We start from the raw sequence: 17,078 nt of genomic DNA, 5'->3' as shown, positions 1-17,078 counted from the left end.
TATCCCTCCCCTCCCTAAAGGAAGGGGCCTCTCGGAGGTAAAGATGACGCAACAACCACAACCCCCCTCTACCCTGCGGTTGGGTCAGTGGGGATGGAGAATGATTGGCTTGGTGGCCCTAGGGGCGATCGCCGTTGGAACGCGGACCTGGTGGTTTGTGCGCTATGAATTGGCTCCTGAAATCGCCCAACAACTGCAACAGCGCCTCAATCGACCAGTGGAAATTGGTAGCGTCGAGGACGTCGGGCTCAATGTTGTACGTTTTGGGTCCTCAGCGGTTCCCAGTTACACGCCGGAGGAGGGTAGCCCAGAATTGGATCATGCCCTCATCAACAGCATTGAGGTTGCCTTTAATCCATGGCAGCTCCTGACGGGGCAAAAGCTCGATATTGACCTTACCCTCCACCAACCCCAACTCACGGTGGTTCAGGATGCCCAAGGGCGGTGGTGGCGCACTGAAGTTAAGCCGCCAGAGGAGGACCCAACCTTCTTGCAACTGCATCAAATCAGCGTGAGGGTGCGGGATGGCTCTGTGCTGGTTCAACCCTTTCAGCGTCCTGCCTACCTGCTGCGTCAAATTGAGGGGGAATGGACCCTGACCCCCGATCGCCAGAATTTTGCCCTTGCTGGTCAACTGGAAGGACAACTGGCCGGCGGTGGCCAATGGCGATTGCAGGGGGACTGGAACCCATCCCAAGAAAAGGGACAACTGGATTTGCGCTTTAGGAAGATTCCCCTTGCCCTGGGTAATGAGATTCTGCCAAAGACGATTCGGGTCCAAGGCGGCCAACTGGAGGGGCACTTGCGCGTTCGCCTTCCTCTGCCAGAAACACCCCAAGTCACGGGTCAAATTTGGTTACGGGATGGTAGCCTGCGCACAACCTTTGTACCCCAGGATATCAAAGCGTTGCAAGCCCATGTGCAATTGCAGGGCCATCAGGCAAAGCTCCATTATTTGCGCGGGGCGATCGCGAACGTTCGCTGGCAAGCGGTCGGCACAGTGAGTCCTGAAAGGGGCTGGAATATCAATGCCCAAGTGTCGAGCTTTGATCTCGTTCCCGCCTTGAGGGCCTTGCAGATGACGCCGCCGGTTGCCCTGAGGGGTCAAGTAGAAGTTCCCACCCTCCGCCTGCAGGGGCATCTGGAGAATCCCCAAATTGTGGGTGAACTGCGCAGCCAAACGCCTCTCCAAGTGGATCAACTGCAACTGCAACAGGTCAGGCTGCCATTTATGGCCTCCCTTGATGGGGGGGTTAGGCTGATGGATGTCCGCGCCCAGTTGATGGAGGGGGGTGAGCTACGGGCAACGGTAGGAGTACAGCCCACAGGGGAGTTTCGTGGCCAAGCACAAGTGCAGCAGGTGAATCTGCAGGCGATTGCCCGCCGCTATGATGTAGTTCCGCCCGTGTCCCTAGGGGAGGGTTTTGCGCAACTGGATTTTCGTGGCAATTGGCGTACCCCAGAGGCTTGGCAGGCCAATGCGATCTTTCAACTGCCCACTGCTGAGTATCCCCTGCGGGGCACTGCTCGTCTGACGCCAACCCAACTGCTCGTTCCTGAGTTTCAAATGCAGGTTCTTGGGGGGAGTGTGCGGGGTCAAGGGCAAGCCGCTGCCGGTCAGTGGCAGTTACAGGCTCAGGTCGAGAATATGCCGCTGCGGCAGTTGAATCCAGATTTACAAGGTCGTCTCAGGGGGGAGGCGATCGCCCAAGGGCGAGTGGATCAACTGACGTTGCCAGCGATTCGCGCCAGGGCCAATCTCACAGTGGATCAAACCCCCACAGGGGATCCCCTGGTGGCGACTGTGAACTGGGATGGTCAGCAATTGCAAGTCCAACAGGCCACCCTTGGTGCTATCCGCGCCCAAGGAACCATTGGCGTTGATTTAGCGGCTTTGAAACCCACTGACATTCAATTGGGCATTCAAGCTAGAAATCTCTCCCTGAGTCGGCTAAGCACTGTCTTGAAACCGAAGCTCCCTGTTGCCCTTGCCGGCACAACGTCCTTTGAAGGCCAACTCACCGGGCGCCTCAATCGGCTCCAGTTTCAGGGGACACTGCTGACCCAAGGATTGGCGCTGAATGATTTGCGCTTTGCCCCTCAGCTCACGGGCACGGTTGCCCTGAGCCAACAACAGGGGGCAACCCTCAATTTGCAGGGTGGGGGCGATCGCGTGGCGTTTCGTCTTGATGCCGATGGCTTACTCCACTCACTGCTGGTTCAACGGCAACAGGCCCAACTCATTGGTCAGCGCCAAGGGGAAATCTTTGATCTGCGTCTTCAGCAATTTCCCGTGGAATCCCTGCGGTTAGGTTTCCCGGAACTCCCCAGGGGTGTCATCCTCGCAGGAGTCGCCTCTGGCGAGCTACAGTGGCAAAACTGGACAAGTGGTCAGGGCAGTTTGACGGTCGAGCGACCGGGGTTAGGGGCATGGCGGGGCGATCGCCTGCAAGGGCAATTCCGTCTGAGGGGCGATCGCCTGACGATCCAATCCGGCCTTTTTGAAAAAGGGCAAAGTCGCTATCACTTCACTGCCGATCTCCAGCCTCAGCAATTGGGGGCGCAGTTGACGATTGCCCAAGGCAATTTAGCGGATTTGACGGGACTCGCCACTGTCCTCGGGATTGCTCAACCCCCTGCTCGGGGCACCGCGGCAGATTTGGGTACACCCACCGCAGGGGAAGGTCTGCCAGTATCACTGTTAACGCAAATTCGCCGCCTTGCCGAAATTGACATGCTACAGTCCCAAGCGGCTTTGGTGCGGCGGCCGGAACTACTGCCCCCCTTAGATCAACTTCAGGGTATTTTTAATGGCCAAATCAATCTCAGTCAAACCCCCCAGTCAGGTCCTGTGGTCAGCTTTGATCTCAAGGGCACCAATTGGCAGTGGGGAAATTACCAAGTGGAGCAGTTTCTTAGTCGCGGTCGCTTTGCCCAAAACCGACTGGTGCTGACGACCCTCAGTATGCTCATAAATGGTGGGCAATTAAATGTCAATGGCATTTTTGGGGGTAATCAGCAAAATGCCCAACTGCGGCTAGAGCAATTCCCTATGAGTCTTGTGGCCAGTCTTTTGCCGCCGGGGGTGGATGTTCAAGGTAAGGTGAGAGCCCAAGCGGTGTTAACTGGCTCATGGCAGCAGCCGATTCTCACCGGTGAGGCTACCCTTGCGGCGGGTCGGTTCAATCAACGTCCCCTTGAAGTTGCCAATGCCACATTCCGCTATGCCCAAAATCGTCTTGCCCTTCAGGCGATCGCCCGCTTGGATACGTCAGAACCACTGAGGGTAACGGGTTCGGTTCCCTTGATCTATCCCCTTGACCCGCAACCAGTGGTGGATCCGCAGTTAGCCCTAGATGTGAGTGTCAAGGATGACGGCTTGTCCTTCATCAACCTCTTAACGGATCAGGTGCAATGGCAACAAGGAAAGGGGCTCTTCCAAGCCCAACTGCGGGGTACATGGGACGCTCCCATTGTGAATGGCGTCCTTAGTTTGGATGATGCGGTGATTAAAACTCCCGCCTTTGCGGAGCCAGTGACGAATCTTAGTGCGCGGGTGCGCTTCGATCGCGATCGCCTACGGGTGGATAGCATTCAAGGTCTCTTTAGCCAAGGGCAAATTACCATGACAGGGGTGCTGCCTATTCAGACCCCCTTGGCCGCGGCTGATCCAGATGCTGCAACACCCCTCACTGCTTCCCTGCGACGATTGCAGGTGAATGCCGGCAATATCTATCGCGGTACAGTAGATGGCACACTCGTGATTACGGATACCCTCCTGAGTCCTGATCTGGGGGGCAGTGTTCAACTCAGCCAAGGCCGCTTGGATTTAGGCGCAATCAATGGTTTTGCCAATGGCAATGGGTTAGCCACTGCTGCCGACTCCCTATTTGAGCCACTGGTCTTTGGGAATTTAGAAATTAATATCTTAGATGCCTTGCGGGTGACGCGATCGCCCGTTCTCAACCTAACGGCCACTGGTCGTTTAACCCTCAACGGCGGCCTCGATAATCTCCAACCCGACGGCAAAATTCGCCTCACGGGAGGGCAACTGAATCTTTTTACCACCCTCTTTGTGCTCCAGCGGCAAGCGGATAACTATGTGCTCTTTACCCCCGCGAATGGTTTGGATCCCGAACTCAACCTCACCCTTGGTGCCACCGCCACTGAAGTTTATACCCCCGGTACGGTGACGCGACTATCGGATGTGGGTTCCGTGACCGCCACCCGCCTAGGAACCTTGAACACCATTCGGATCACTGCCCGCATCAATGGTCGTGCCAGTCAACTCCAAACCAATTTACCTGCGGTGCTTGACCTATCCAGTACGCCCTCCCGTAGCACAACCGAGCTACTGGCATTGATGGGCGGTGGCTCAATTGCGGATCTCAACCAAGTGCGGGGAGAAGCAGTGGTGGCCAGTCTCGCCGGATCTGCTCTTTTCAATAACCTACAGGCATTGATTGATCAGGCCACGGGTAACCGCACCTCCTTTCGGATGTTTCCAGCCGTGGTGCCCCCCGATCGCCAAGCCCAAAGCCAAGCCCTAACCCTTGCTCTGGGAGCTGAACTCGGGTTCCAAGTGAATCGTTTTACCTCGGTTTCCCTCTTACAGTTGCTCACTGCCCCCAATGATCCGACGCGGTTTAACCTTGGGTTTCAGGTGACAGAGCAGATTCGCCTTGGCGGACAGGTGAGCACCAGTGGTCAGGGCACAGGCTTTCTTGAGTTCCGTTACCGTTTTTAATGCCGTTTTCATGTCGTCTAAGATGGGTGTATTGACAGCAACGCTTAGGCTTGGAAGACGACAATTGCGGCAGTTGCAGTAGCCTCGGTATCCATCTTGATGAAAAATTCCCCTAGGGCTTTATCTCAACGATTCTCGATCCCATGGCAGCGGTTAAGTCTGCGTTGGAAATTGACCTTGGCCTTGGCACTTGCGGCGCTCTTGCCAGCGGTCGTCATTACTGAAGCCCTGATTCAACTGAGCTATCGCGGCTTTGAGCATTTCCTCGATGTGCAACTGCGCTCTAGTTGGCGAGATTTGCAGTGGGAAATCGACAACTTGGCCTATGAGTCTCGCATCCAAGCCCTCTTAATTGCCAGTGGAATCTATGCGCGACAGGTGGATCAATCCCTTGTCAGTGTTTTGAATCCTGCCGCTCTCCAAGGGATCCTTGCCGAAGTCGATAGGACTGAACGCCCCATGAACCTGATGCTGGTGACCGATGCGAGGGGGAAGGTACTGGCACAGCAAACAAAGGTCTTGGCCAAAACGGGAGAGGCACTCCTCGACTTGAGTCCCGAAACCCATTCCTCCTATCGTCTCAGCCGCCATCAAGCCAGTAGTATTGCTAACTTAGCCATGTTTCAAGTGGCTCGCGATCGCCAGCAAATGATTAGCGGTCTGGTACTCCTCAATCGTGAACAGTTACAAGAACTGGGCTTAGCACAGCAGGCAAAGATCACATTGCGTCCTCAACCCATTGCCAATCTACCCCCCAATCAGCAGCCGGCCCCTCCGGGTACCTACCCCATCGCGGACGGCAATATTGGCTTACTGGCCTTTGCGGCAAAGCCCCTTTATGAAAACAACCAATTTCAAGGGCTCATTCTGACGGGCATTTTGCTCAACAATATGCCGGATCCTGTGGATAGCACGACTGCATGGTCCACCGTAGATACGGTGGCAACCATTTTTGCCCAAGATTTGCGGATTGCCACCAATGTGCCTTACTCCGATGGTCGGACGCGCGCCCTTGGTACCCGTGTTGCTCGCGAAGTGGCCACTCAAGTTCTCAATCAGGGCAAAATGTTTGTCGGTACAACTGACATTGTGGGTTCTGCCTACGCAACTATCTACAGCCCATTGCAGGACTTTCGCCAGCAGCTCAATCTGCCGCATCCACCCCCCATTGGTATCGCCTTTGTGGGGAAGTCCTGGGCATGGATTGATACCATAGCCCATCAAAAACGGTGGGTGTCTTTTGCCATTACCCTTGGTGCCCTCTCGTTGGCCAGTGTTTGGGCCTATCTCACGGCCAATGCGATTGTTCGGCCAATTCAATCCTTGGTAACGTCCACCCGTCGAGTGCAGGCAGGGGATTTGGCGACACTGGTGCAGGTGCACTCCCTTGATGAGGTGGGCGAACTGGCTAATTCCTTTAATGCTATGATGCACCAGTTGCGTATCTCCTTTGAGGAGTTAGCCCAAAAAAACCACTCCCTTGAGCAGATTCGCGATGAACTCATTGAGGCCAATGAACAATTTCAGGCAGTTCTCAATGCTGTTCCCGGCACGATTGCTTGGATAAATGCTGAGGGCATCTATAAGGGGGTCAATCGCAAATTGGCAGAAACCTTGAATTTGCCACCAGAGGCATTTATTGGGCGTCCCTTGGGCTTTTTGTCTGAGGATCGCGAGCTAGCAGCCTTTATGCAGGAGTTTTTGGTTTCTCCAGATCAATTTGCCTCACGGGTAATCTCCGTTCAGCGCAATGGTCAAACCAGGTTTTACCTCGTTGCTTTGCAAAAGTATATGAAGGGTACCCATACGGTTGCTGTCGGCATTGATATTAGCGATCGCATTCGAGCCGAGGAAGCGCTGCGCATTGCTGAGGAAAACTACCGCAGTATTTTTGAAAATGCTCTTGAGGGAATTTTTCAAGCCTCAACGGAAAATCGGTTTATTCGGGTCAATGCCGCTATGGCCAAGATTTTTGGCTTTGACTCTCCGGAAGAAATGGTGGAGACCGTCACCAGTATCCGCGACCAAATCTATGGGGAACCCAGCACCCATGACGAGATTCTGAATCATTTTGCGACGGGAGAAACAACGGGGCATTTTGAATTCAAGGCCTATCGGCGCGATCGCCAGATCATTTGGATTCAGTTGAATATGCGAGCGGTCTTGGATACCGACGGCAAAATTTCCTACTATGAAGGATTAGTGCAAGACATTACCGAGCGCAAACAGCGCGAGCAAGCCATGCAGCAGCAAATTGAAGAGCTCAGGGTGGAAATTGATCACGAAAAACGGCGGCAGCAGGTGGCAGAAATTACCGAAACGGAGTACTTTCAGCAGTTGCGCCGTGAGGCGAACCATTTGCGTCAGCGTCGCCATTCCAAAAGCTAACCATGACCAATATCCAAGCCCTCTTTGAGCGCATTGCCCCCCTCTACGATCGCCTCAATGATCAATTGAGTTTTGGCCTGCACCATGTCTGGAAACAGATGGCCGTGGACTGGCTCGAACTCCCTCAGGGGGCAACGGCTTTGGATCTCTGCTGTGGCACAGGGGATTTGACTCGTCTACTGGCGCGGCGGGTGGGGCGGCAGGGGCGGGTGGTGGGGTTGGACTTTGCGGCCGCACCCCTGGCGATCGCCCGCCAACGGAGTGACCATTACCCGCAAATTGAATGGCTCCAAGGAGATGCCTTAGCAGTACCCTTTGCCCCTCAAACATTTCAGGGCATCACGATCGGCTACGGGCTACGCAACGTGGTGGATATTCCCCAAGCGCTCAGGGAAATGTTTCGGCTGCTTGTCCCTGGTGGGCGAGCTGCCATCCTCGACTTTAGCCATCCTCAAACCTCCGCCCTAGAGCAATTTCAGCAATGGTATTTGCAGCAGTGGGTCGTTCCGACTGCACGTCACTATGGATTAGCAGCAGAGTACGACTATTTGTGGCCGAGCATTCAGGCCTTCCCCACCCCTCCTACCCTCTGTGCACTGATTCAACAAGCGGGTTTTGAAAGGGTCAAACACTACCCTCTGCTGGGGGGACTCATGGCAATTACTGTTGCCCAAAAGTAATCTACGTTCAACCTACGCTATCAATGTTAGGCTTGACTCCTTGAGCAATCCTCTAAGCTATAGATAGGTAAACCGCAGGGCACTGGGAGCGCAGTATGTATAAAAAAATTCTCGTTGCAGTCGATGACAGTGAACTTGGCGAACAAGTTTTTCAAACTGCGCTGGATTTGGCACAGCACTACCAAGCTCGCATGATGCTGATTCATGTTCTCTCCCCCACCCATGAATCCTATCCCGACCCGATCTTTACGACCCCTTTGGCTTCAGGCGTATATGTGGGACTCCACGAAGAAGTGATGCGCGCCTATGCTGAGCAGTGGGAAAACTTTGAGCAAAAAGGCTTGGATATGTTGCGCAACCTCACCCAAATTGCCACTGAAAAGGGGGTGCCCACTGAATTTACCCAAGCCTTGGGGGATGCGGGTCGTGCCATTTGTGATCTGGCTAAGGATTGGGAAAGCGATTTGATTGTGCTGGGACGGCGGGGTCTCAAGGGCTTGAGTGAATTTTTCCTCGGCAGTGTCAGCAACTATGTGCTCCACAATGCCCACTGTTGTGTACTCACTGTCCAACGCCGCCGTGATTGAGACTCCCGTTCGCATTAAGTTCCTCCTCCAACCTACCCGTCGTGAGTGGGTAGAGCAGGCGATCGCTCACCTAGATACGATTTTGCTCGATCACTCCCACTGTGAGCGCAAAGCTGCTGGGGTAGCGATCAATCTCATGTTTCGCTATCCTTCCCACAAACCATTGGTGAATGCCCTCACCGATATTGCCCAAGAGGAGCTCGACCACTTTCGCCAAGTCAATCAGCAATTAGAACGCCGCCACATTGCCCTTGCGCCCCTAAGTCCGCCCCCCTATGCCTCTCGCTTGAATGCAGCTGTCCGCCAACAGGAACCCCAGCGCCTCTTGGATCGCCTATTGGTCTGTGCCTTGATTGAAGCCCGCAGCCATGAGCGGTTGCAACTGTTGGCTCAGCACTGCCCAGAGGGCGAACTAGCGGCGTTCTTTGCGAGCCTAGTGACCTCTGAGGCACGCCACTATGGCACCTATTGGTCCTTGGCCTATGGCTCCTTTGGTCAAGAGGTAGTGGCAGAGCGATTACAGCAGTTAGCTGCTCTTGAAAGTGAAATTCTCAGCACCCCCTATCCCTTGCCGCGGATGCACAGTTAGCCTTAAATCGCTGGCGGTGTTGCCCCTTGAGCAGTAGTGGGCTGACCGACTGTAACGCGTACAGTTTGGCCAAATTGCTCCAAAACCACTGCGGGTGTGGTGTTATAGGCATCAATTGCGCGAACAAGCACATTGCCCGCGATCCTATCCCCCACCTGCACCGTGCGAGTCACATTCTCCTTGGGTGAGCGAATAATCGCTTGGAGGCGGCCATTCACGGCAGCCACACCAAAAACTTGCACAGCTTGGGCATCAACGGGTGGTGGTGGCGGGGGCGGAGTGGGTAGTGTAGGCCGGCTAGCGGTACCACCAGTCCCTGTACCAGTGCTCCCTGGTCCAGAAGTGCCATTGCCACCTCCTTCCCCAGGGCCACCATTCTTAACGCCACCAGTGTTGGGTACCCGCACGGGATCAAAAGGATTCGAGCGACCAATATTCGGAAGTCCCTCAATGTAGGTTTTGGGGTCGGTGGGTGGGGTGAGGGCGGCAACCGGAGAGCCGGCAGCACTGGGTTCGGGGGCGGTGGCTTCCGGGGGGGTGGGAGTTGCTGTGGGGGGAACAGGGGGTTGATTCGTGATTTCTGTTTCAGTAACCATCAAGCCACAGCCACTGATGGCTGAGGCTAGCCACCCGGCTGCAATGGTCATCATCTTGGTCCGCTGTTTCAACATTTGGCGTCTCACCCTTGGATGATGGTCTGGCGGTGCAGACATGCTCTTTGTTGCCTACTATAAAATGTACTGTTAGCTTGTAGTGGCTATGCATAGGCAGTTGCCAAAGTGGTCTTCGGTGCTCTGAGGGGCCGCCAGTTGCTGTGGAAGCGATCGCTCGGTACACTGAGAACAACTGTAACGTTATTTACGGAATGAATCGGTCATGAGTGCTAAGCCCGTCGTGATTGCTCCCTCCATTCTCTCTGCGGACTTTAGTCGTTTGGGTGAAGAGATCCAAGCGGTGGATCGGGCGGGAGCCGACTGGATCCATGTGGACGTGATGGATGGTCGTTTTGTTCCCAATATCACGATTGGGCCATTGATTGTTGAGGCAATTCGCCCCTTGACCCAAAAGCCCCTCGATGTCCACCTAATGATTGTCGAGCCAGAAAAATACGTGGCTGATTTTGCCAAGGCGGGTGCAGATATTATCTCTGTCCATGCTGAGCACAATGCCTCACCCCACCTCCATCGCACCCTCTGTCAAATCCGTGAACTGGGCAAACAGGCGGGGGTGGTGCTCAATCCCTCGAGCCCGCTTGAGCTCATTGAGTACGTCCTGGAGGTCTGTGACCTTGTCCTAATTATGAGTGTCAACCCCGGTTTTGGTGGCCAGAAGTTTATTCCGGCAGTGCTACCGAAAATTCGGCGACTACGGCAACTGTGTGAAGAGCGTGGCCTAGATCCATGGATTGAAGTGGATGGTGGACTCAAGGTGGACAATACTTGGCAAGTCCTCGAAGCAGGTGCCAATGCCATTGTGGCGGGTTCAGCCGTCTTTAATGCCCCCGACTATGCCGCTGCGATCGCGGGTATTCGCAATAGCAAACGCCCTAGCCCTGAGTTGGTGACTGCCTAGGCCCTGGTTTCTGAGGGCGCCTGAAATCGCTGCCAGGAAAAGGCCTTGAGGTGGCGATCGCCCGTCTGGTGCAGGATCAAGTTAGCCATCAGTTTCGCTGTAATTGGGGCCAGCAAAATACCATTGCGGTAATGCCCCGTTGCCAGGTAAAGATTGGCAGCTGGTCCTTGACCCAAAATAGGTAAGTCATCGGGGGTGGCTGGACGATACCCCCACCAGGTATCAATCACTTCGTAGTTTGCCAATTCTGGCATAACGGCGGTGGCACGGTTCAGCAGTGCTTGCAGGCCAGCAACCGTCGTCCCCTCTTGAAAACCGACATCTTCACTAGTGGCACCCACCACCACTTTGCCAGAGCGCCGCGGCACAAGATAGAGCTGATCGCCAAAGATCACATGGTTCAGCAGGGGTTGCCCCGGGGGTTTCAGTGCTAACATTTGCCCCTTGCGGGGGGTGACCGGTAGAGGCAGGAGGCTTTGTGACCATGCCCCTGTGGCCAAAATGTAAATCCCCGCCGACCACCGCCCGCGATCGCTCTCTAACGCTGTAATCTCTCCCTGCGGCGTTTGCTGAAAACGCTGAACAGTAATGCCCTCAATGACCTCAATGCCCAAAAGGCGAGCTGCACTCACCAGCACTTTGGCCAAGTTGCGTGTGTTCACCTGACCCTCCTGGGGAAACCACCAAGCCCCTAGCACACTCTCTGCAAAGCCCGGCTGATAGTTCGCTAGTTCAGAGGTATCCAACCAGCGGCTATCGGCTTCCATGGGGTGGGTGCGATCGCGCTGTCGCTCATCGGTCACCGGTGCCAAAATACCACAGGGCCAGTAGCCTGCATCCAGTCCCGTCAGTTGTTCAAGCTTCTCGATCCAACTGGGATACAAATTGCGGCTGGCTGTGCACAAATTCCACATGGCCCCGGCCGGCAAACCTTCTGCTTGGGGGGCGAGCATTCCCGCTGCTGCATGGAGCGCTGCTTCTCGAAACTGGCGACTGAGAACCGTCGGCCGTGCCCCCCGCAATGCCAACTCAATGGCGATCGCGAGCCCCATGGTGCCACCACCAATAATCAAAATGTCCCGCTGTTCATCCCCAAGGATCATTCTTGACACTTCAATCCCAACTGATCGATTTCTTTATCTTGGCACCTGCTACCCCTTAAGGCTAGCCCAAACCACCCCCTTGAGGGCAAACAGCGCCTTGTTTTCCGCTCCTGAAGTCAACTCGTTATAATAAGGGCGATCGCGGTGGATTTGCTGCCGCTGTGTGGTAACTGTCCATGATCTCATCCGGCTCTCACTACCCGATCTTTGGTCCTGAAATCCGTTGTCCCCACTGTCGGCAAATCATTCCCGCTCTCACCCTCACCGATACTTACCTGTGCCCGCGCCATGGTCCTTTTGAAGCGGATGCCAAAACTGGGGAATTGATGCACCTGCAATCCGGCCGCATTTGGCGTCTCTGGGAAGGTGAATGGTATCGCCAGCACACCCACCCCGACGGCATTCGCTTTGAAATCCACGATGCCCTCGATCGTCTCTACACCCAAGGCTACCGTGCCACCAAAGTCATTATTGCCGAACGCTATCGGGATCTCTTTTGCGCCTACCTCGAACGCAGTACCCCTTGGCGCGGCGCCACCGATGGGCAAATGCTGCGCCTGTTTGGCTTGCCCGTTGAGTTTAGCCCCCCCGCTAGCCAAGAGGAGCGCTGGGATGTGATTAACTTTGATCTGGAAAAGGAACCCGGTGCCCCCATTCGTCCCCCCTATTTTCGGATGTTTGACTAGTGATGCTCACCCTCGCTGACTGTGGCGAACTGGAATTGATTGCCCGTCTGCGCCCCTATTGCCACAGGGAATTAATGGGGGATGATGCAGCGGTCTTGTCCCTCCCCCTTGGGGAACAACTGATTGTCAGTACCGATGTGCTAGTTGAGGGGGTGCACTTTAGTTTGGGGATGACCGATACCCCAGTCACCATGACACCTCAGGATGTTGGCTGGCGATCGCTGGCCGCCAATTTATCAGACCTTGCCGCCATGGGCGCACTGCCTTTGGGGTTAACCGTTGGTCTAGCCGCCCCCCGCAACTGTCCTGTGGCAATGATTGAGAGCATTTACCAAGGGATGGCTACCTGTGCTCAGGCCTACGGCACCAGTATTGTCGGTGGTGATACCTGTCGCTCTAGTGTCCTCAGTCTTAGCATCACGGTCTTAGGCAGTGCGCCGCCAGAACGGATTATTTATCGCGATCGCGCCCAAGTGGGGGATGTCATCGTTGTAACGGGTGTTCATGGGGCCTCCCGAGCCGGTCTCGAATGCCTTTTGTCTCCCCAGTGGGCAAGCACGGTCCCGGCAGCACTGCAGCAGGCATGGATTCAAGCCCATCAACGTCCCCGACCGCGGTTGGATATTGTCCACTGGCTGCGCCAACAGGTCCCCCCGCTGCGTCTTGCCGGTATCGATAGCAGTGATGGTCTGGCTGCTGCCGTCCTGCAAATCTGTCAAGCCAGTGGGGTGGGTGCGGTTCTTTGGGCAGACCAGATTCCGATAGTGGACGATGGCGATCACCAGCAGGCCCTCAACTGGGCCCTCTATGGCGGTGAGGATTTTGAATTGGTATTGTGCCTTTCCCCAGAATTGGCTCAGGATCTCTGCACAGCAGCGGGCGATCGCGCCGCCATAGTGGGGGAAATTATTCCTGAAAAAAGGGTGCACCTCAAGCTCAATGGTGAGTTATTACCCGTCCAAGTCAATCAACTCTTTCAGCACTTTTAACTTTTAATGGGGTCAGGGGGTTAACGCACAGCGACAATTGCAGCAATGGGTGTTGAGGTAGGCAATAGCCGTCAAAGAATATTACAAAAATTCATAAAGCTTGGGGGCGATCGCCAGCAAATCCCCATAAATTTATACATTTCTTAAAAAAATGCCGAGCCACCCCCGAATCGTTCTAATCTAAGTTAGCGCGTTAATTAAAAGTAAAGGGAGCCTCTTAGTAACCATGGTTGTCAAAGCAAGTGGTGGAAGCTCGGTTGCCCGCCCGCAACTTTATCAAACAGTCCCCGTTTCAACGATTATTCAAGCCGAACAGCAGGATCGCTTCCTGAATCGGGGTGAACTGGATGAACTCGCTGTTTATCTGCGCTCCGGGGCAAAACGCCTTGAAATTGCCACCACCCTCACTCGCAACGCCGACATCATTGTTTCCCGTGCAGCCAACCGCATCTTTGTCGGTGGTTCCCCCATGGCCTTCCTCTCCCGTCCCCAGACTGAAGAAGCCCCCCAATTCACCACTGGGGCAAGGGGCGAAGCCATTGACATCAAAGAAGCCATGAAGCTGGGAACCGCAACCTATGTGGACACCCGTGGTGGATTCCTAGAGGGATTACGCTCCATCTTTAGTGCCTCCAGTGGCGGTGCACCCGTCGGCTTCAAGCCCATCAACATTGCCCGCTATGGCCCGGCTCGCATGGAAAAATCCCTGCGGGACTTGGATTGGTTCCTGCGCTATACCACCTACGCCATTGTCGCCGGTGATCCCAACATTCTGGCGGTGAATACGCGCGGCTTGCGGGAAATCATTGAGGCTGCTTGCTCCAGTGATGCCACCATTGCTGCTCTGCAGGAAATGCGGCGGGCGGCTCTCAGCTATTTTGAAAAAGATGCCGAAGCCAAGGGCATTGTCGAAACCTACTTTGACGTTCTGATCAATGAATTTATTGCCCCTGCCCCCTCCGATAAAGTGCGGCAGCGCAACTCCACCGATCTGCAAGGTCTGCAACTGCCACAGATTTACTTCAATGCCGCCGAGCGCCGTCCCAAATTTGTGATGAAGCCGGGCCTATCGGCTGCCGAGAAGAACGAAGTGGTGAAAGCCGCCTACCGGCAAATCTTTGAGCGCGACATCTCCCGTGCCTATGGCCTCGGTATCTCTGACTTGGAATCGAAGGTAAAAAATGGCTCCATCTCCATGAAGGAGTTCATCCGTCAACTGGCCAAATCGCCCCTCTATCGCAAAAACTTTTACGAACCCTATATCAACAGCCGTGCCCTAGAACTGGCCTTCCGCCATATTTTGGGTCGTGGGCCCTCTAGCCGCGAGGAAGTGCAAACCTACTTTGCCATTATTTCCAAAGGGGGTCTCCCTGCCTTGGTGGATGCCCTTGTGGATTCCAAGGAATACAGCGACTACTTTGGCGAAGAAACGGTGCCCTATCTGCGGGGTCTGGGCCAAGAGGCGCAAGAGTGTCGCAACTGGGGGGCCCAACAGGATCTCTTCAAGTACAGTGCTCCCTTCCGCAAAGTTCCCCAATTCATCACGACCTTTGCTGCCCAAGATCAGCCCCTGCCGGATCAACACCCCTATGGGTCGGGCAACGATCCCCTGGAAATTCAGTTTGGCGCCATCTTCCCGAAAGAGAAGAAAAACCCCAGTGCTCGCCCTCAACCCTTCAACAAAGACACCCGCCGCATTCTCATTGCCCGCGGGCCCGGGATCAACAACCAGGTCAGCAATCCAGGAGCGCGTGGGCTCACCCCCGGCACCCTAGGGCCAAAGGTCTTCAAACTGGATCAGCTTCCCAGCATCAATGCCCGCATTGGCAAGCGATCGATCGCCACCGGCACCGACAGTGTCAAATTTGCTGAAAGTTCCACCCAGCGGGTGATTCGTGCCGCCTATCTCCAAGTCTTTGGCCGCGATGTCTATGAAGGGCAGCGCCAAAAAGTTGCCGAGATCAAACTGGAGAACGGTGAAATCTCTGTCCGTGAGTTTGTGCGGATTTTGGCGAAGTCAAACCTCTTCCGCAGCCTCTACTGGACACCGCTGTACGTTACGAAGGCGATTGAATATATTCACCGTCGCCTCTTGGGTCGTCCCACCTATGGCCGCCAAGAGATGAATGCCTACTTTGACATTGCCTCGAAGAAAGGTCTCTATGGCTTGGTGGATGCCATCATTGACAGCCAAGAGTACAGCGAAGCCTTTGGTGAAGATACGGTCCCCTATGAGCGCTACATTACGCCTCAGGGTCTGGCTTTGCGATCGCTACGGGTGGGCACAATTGGCGAAACTGGCGTCCCTCCGGAAAAAGAAGAAACGCCCCGCTTTGTCGAACTGGGGGCGGTTACTGAACTGCGGACTGAGCCAGCGATTCAGTTCCGTGCCAATCAAGGAGTGAGCAAGCGCCGCGAGCAAACCAAGGTCTTCAAGCTCACGGATCTCAACGACAAGCAAAATCTGCAACTGGTGATTCAGGCGGCCTATCGTCAGGTCTTTGAGCGGGATGTGGCCCCCTACATTGTCCGCGATGAGTTTACTGCCCTTGAATCCAAGCTCAGCAACGGCGAGATTACCCTCAAGGAGTTCATCGAAGCCTTGGGTTGCTCCGAACTCTATCAGAAGGAGTTCTACACCCCTTACCCCAACACCAAGGTCATTGAACTGGGGACCAAACATTTCTTGGGGCGGGCACCCCTTGATCAAGCAGAGATTCGCCGCTACAACCAAATTCTTGCCACCCAAGGCTTAAAGGCCTTTGTCCAAGCCCTCGTCAGCAGTGCTGAATACGCTCAAGCCTTCGGTGAAGATACGGTGCCCTATCGTCGCTTCCCCACCTTGCCAGCGGCCAACTTCCCCAACACCGAGAAACTGCACAATCAACTCACGAAGCAAAGTGATGCGATTGTCGTGCCTAGCTTTGCCCCGGTCAAACCTCGCCTCGATAATACGAAGCTGCCCCTCCTCAGTCGGGCGATCGCCGAGCAAGAAGCTAAAGCCCGTCAAGCGGATCCCAGCAAGCCCCGCTTTATCGAATTGGGCCGCTCCTTCCGCAATGGCGATGGTCAATCAGTGGAAGTGGGGGTCGGTACCACCCGTCGCCGTCCCGCTCGCATCTTCCGCATGACCGTGGGTGCCCCTAGTGCTGAAGTGGAGCTGGTCATCAATGCCATCTACTGCCAAGTGATGGATGTCTTTAGTGGCCAAGTGCCAAGCCAGTTCCGGCGTCCTGATCTGGAAAGCCGCCTACGCAATGGTGAAATTACCGTCCGCGAGTTTGTGCGTACACTGGCCAGCTCGGAGATCTATCGCAACCGCTTCTACACCCCCTATCCCAACACTAAGGTGATTGAGTTCCTCTTCCGTCACCTCCTTGGTCGTGCCCCAGCGACCCAAGCGGAAATTCGCCAATACAACAAAATCTTGGCGGATCAAGGCCTGAAGACCGCTGTCGAAACGATGGTGAATAGCCCTGAGTACAGCCGCTACTTTGGCGAAGATGTCGTGCCCTACAAACGCTTCCCCACGCTGCCAGCGGGCAACTACATTGGCAGTGTCAAGGCCGATGCCGACTTGGTGAAGCAATCCTGGTCGAGCCTCTCGCCCTCCTTGGTAGGGATTCAGCCAAGCCATCGCGACTAGGGTACACTGCCACTATCCACTGGTGAATCTATCCACGAGCGGATACTCCTAGGGGGGTGTCCGCTTTTTTGCGCGACAAGGCCACGTTAAA

Annotated in this window: 11 protein-coding genes; 9 read left to right on the top strand and 2 right to left on the bottom strand. The window is 55.0% G+C overall.

Annotated features, from left to right (window positions below; genetic code table 11):
- Nucleotides 1–43: 43 nt before the first annotated feature.
- The 5 genes from TLL_RS12070 to TLL_RS12050 all read left to right on the top strand — a co-directional run bounded on the left by TLL_RS12070 (nucleotide 44) and on the right by TLL_RS12050 (nucleotide 8,991).
- On the top strand, nucleotides 44–4,747 hold the full coding sequence (locus TLL_RS12070; RefSeq protein ID WP_011058208.1) for a translocation/assembly module TamB domain-containing protein: 4,704 nt from the start codon (nucleotides 44–46) through the stop codon (nucleotides 4,745–4,747).
- 177 nt (nucleotides 4,748–4,924) lie between these two features.
- Nucleotides 4,925–7,135: a PAS domain S-box protein gene (locus TLL_RS12065; RefSeq protein ID WP_164921035.1), complete on the top strand. Its 2,211-nt coding sequence runs from the start codon at nucleotides 4,925–4,927 to the stop codon at nucleotides 7,133–7,135.
- 2 nt (nucleotides 7,136–7,137) lie between these two features.
- Nucleotides 7,138–7,815, top strand: coding sequence for a bifunctional demethylmenaquinone methyltransferase/2-methoxy-6-polyprenyl-1,4-benzoquinol methylase UbiE (ubiE, locus tag TLL_RS12060; protein ID WP_011058206.1), 678 nt, complete (start codon nucleotides 7,138–7,140; stop codon nucleotides 7,813–7,815).
- A 95-nt stretch (nucleotides 7,816–7,910) separates the two neighbouring features.
- Nucleotides 7,911–8,402 carry a universal stress protein gene (locus TLL_RS12055; protein WP_011058205.1) on the top strand — a complete coding sequence of 164 codons (492 nt, stop codon included), beginning with the start codon at nucleotides 7,911–7,913 and terminating at the stop codon, nucleotides 8,400–8,402.
- The gene (locus tag TLL_RS12050) at nucleotides 8,359–8,991 is read left to right on the top strand and encodes a tRNA isopentenyl-2-thiomethyl-A-37 hydroxylase MiaE (RefSeq protein WP_011058204.1); all 633 of its coding nucleotides are present in this window, start codon (nucleotides 8,359–8,361) and stop codon (nucleotides 8,989–8,991) included. The genes TLL_RS12055 and TLL_RS12050 overlap by 44 nt, the downstream gene beginning before the upstream one ends.
- A 2-nt stretch (nucleotides 8,992–8,993) precedes the next feature.
- On the opposite strand, the gene TLL_RS12045 is transcribed toward TLL_RS12050, so the two are convergent.
- The gene (locus TLL_RS12045; protein WP_164921034.1) at nucleotides 8,994–9,662 is read right to left on the bottom strand and encodes a hypothetical protein; all 669 of its coding nucleotides are present in this window, start codon (nucleotides 9,660–9,662) and stop codon (nucleotides 8,994–8,996) included.
- A 205-nt stretch (nucleotides 9,663–9,867) separates the two neighbouring features.
- Between TLL_RS12045 and rpe the strand changes: the two genes are divergently transcribed.
- On the top strand, nucleotides 9,868–10,563 hold the full coding sequence (gene rpe / locus TLL_RS12040; RefSeq protein ID WP_011058202.1) for a ribulose-phosphate 3-epimerase: 696 nt from the start codon (nucleotides 9,868–9,870) through the stop codon (nucleotides 10,561–10,563).
- Here the strand turns inward: rpe and thiO are convergent.
- Complete coding sequence (gene thiO, locus TLL_RS12035; RefSeq protein ID WP_164921239.1) at nucleotides 10,560–11,666, bottom strand: glycine oxidase ThiO; 1,107 nt, start codon at nucleotides 11,664–11,666, stop codon at nucleotides 10,560–10,562. The two genes, rpe and thiO, sit on opposite strands and share 4 nt — an antisense overlap.
- Nucleotides 11,667–11,842: 176 nt before the next feature.
- Between thiO and TLL_RS12030 the strand changes: the two genes are divergently transcribed.
- The 3 genes from TLL_RS12030 to TLL_RS12020 all read left to right on the top strand — a co-directional run bounded on the left by TLL_RS12030 (nucleotide 11,843) and on the right by TLL_RS12020 (nucleotide 16,987).
- A complete protein-coding gene (locus TLL_RS12030; RefSeq protein ID WP_011058200.1) occupies nucleotides 11,843–12,352 on the top strand; it encodes a TIGR02652 family protein in 510 nt (169 codons plus the stop codon).
- Between the two features lie 2 nt (nucleotides 12,353–12,354).
- Nucleotides 12,355–13,341: a thiamine-phosphate kinase gene (thiL, locus tag TLL_RS12025; RefSeq protein ID WP_164921033.1), complete on the top strand. Its 987-nt coding sequence runs from the start codon at nucleotides 12,355–12,357 to the stop codon at nucleotides 13,339–13,341.
- 226 nt (nucleotides 13,342–13,567) lie between these two features.
- Nucleotides 13,568–16,987 carry a phycobilisome rod-core linker polypeptide gene (locus TLL_RS12020; RefSeq protein WP_011058198.1) on the top strand — a complete coding sequence of 1,140 codons (3,420 nt, stop codon included), beginning with the start codon at nucleotides 13,568–13,570 and terminating at the stop codon, nucleotides 16,985–16,987.
- Nucleotides 16,988–17,078: the final 91 nt, after the last annotated feature.

Source organism: Thermosynechococcus vestitus BP-1, from assembly GCF_000011345.1.
GTDB classification, from domain to species: Bacteria; Cyanobacteriota; Cyanobacteriia; order Thermosynechococcales; family Thermosynechococcaceae; genus Thermosynechococcus; species Thermosynechococcus vestitus.
The sequence above is the reverse complement of the archived record's forward strand: the minus strand, read 5'-3'. Positions and strand labels throughout refer to the sequence as shown.

Excerpts from the sequence above, each read along its gene's own strand:
- TLL_RS12070 (WP_011058208.1), top strand. The coding sequence starts at position 44 with ATGACGCAACAACCACAACCCCCCTCTACCCTGCGGTTGGGTCAGTGG.
- ubiE (WP_011058206.1), top strand. The coding sequence starts at position 7,138 with ATGACCAATATCCAAGCCCTCTTTGAGCGCATTGCCCCCCTCTACGAT.
- TLL_RS12055 (WP_011058205.1), top strand. The coding sequence starts at position 7,911 with ATGTATAAAAAAATTCTCGTTGCAGTCGATGACAGTGAACTTGGCGAA.
- TLL_RS12050 (WP_011058204.1), top strand. The coding sequence starts at position 8,359 with ATGCCCACTGTTGTGTACTCACTGTCCAACGCCGCCGTGATTGAGACT.
- TLL_RS12045 (WP_164921034.1), bottom strand. The coding sequence starts at position 9,662 with ATGTTGAAACAGCGGACCAAGATGATGACCATTGCAGCCGGGTGGCTA.
- rpe (WP_011058202.1), top strand. The coding sequence starts at position 9,868 with ATGAGTGCTAAGCCCGTCGTGATTGCTCCCTCCATTCTCTCTGCGGAC.
- thiO (WP_164921239.1), bottom strand. The coding sequence starts at position 11,666 with ATGATCCTTGGGGATGAACAGCGGGACATTTTGATTATTGGTGGTGGC.
- TLL_RS12030 (WP_011058200.1), top strand. The coding sequence starts at position 11,843 with ATGATCTCATCCGGCTCTCACTACCCGATCTTTGGTCCTGAAATCCGT.
- thiL (WP_164921033.1), top strand. The coding sequence starts at position 12,355 with ATGCTCACCCTCGCTGACTGTGGCGAACTGGAATTGATTGCCCGTCTG.
- TLL_RS12020 (WP_011058198.1), top strand. The coding sequence starts at position 13,568 with ATGGTTGTCAAAGCAAGTGGTGGAAGCTCGGTTGCCCGCCCGCAACTT.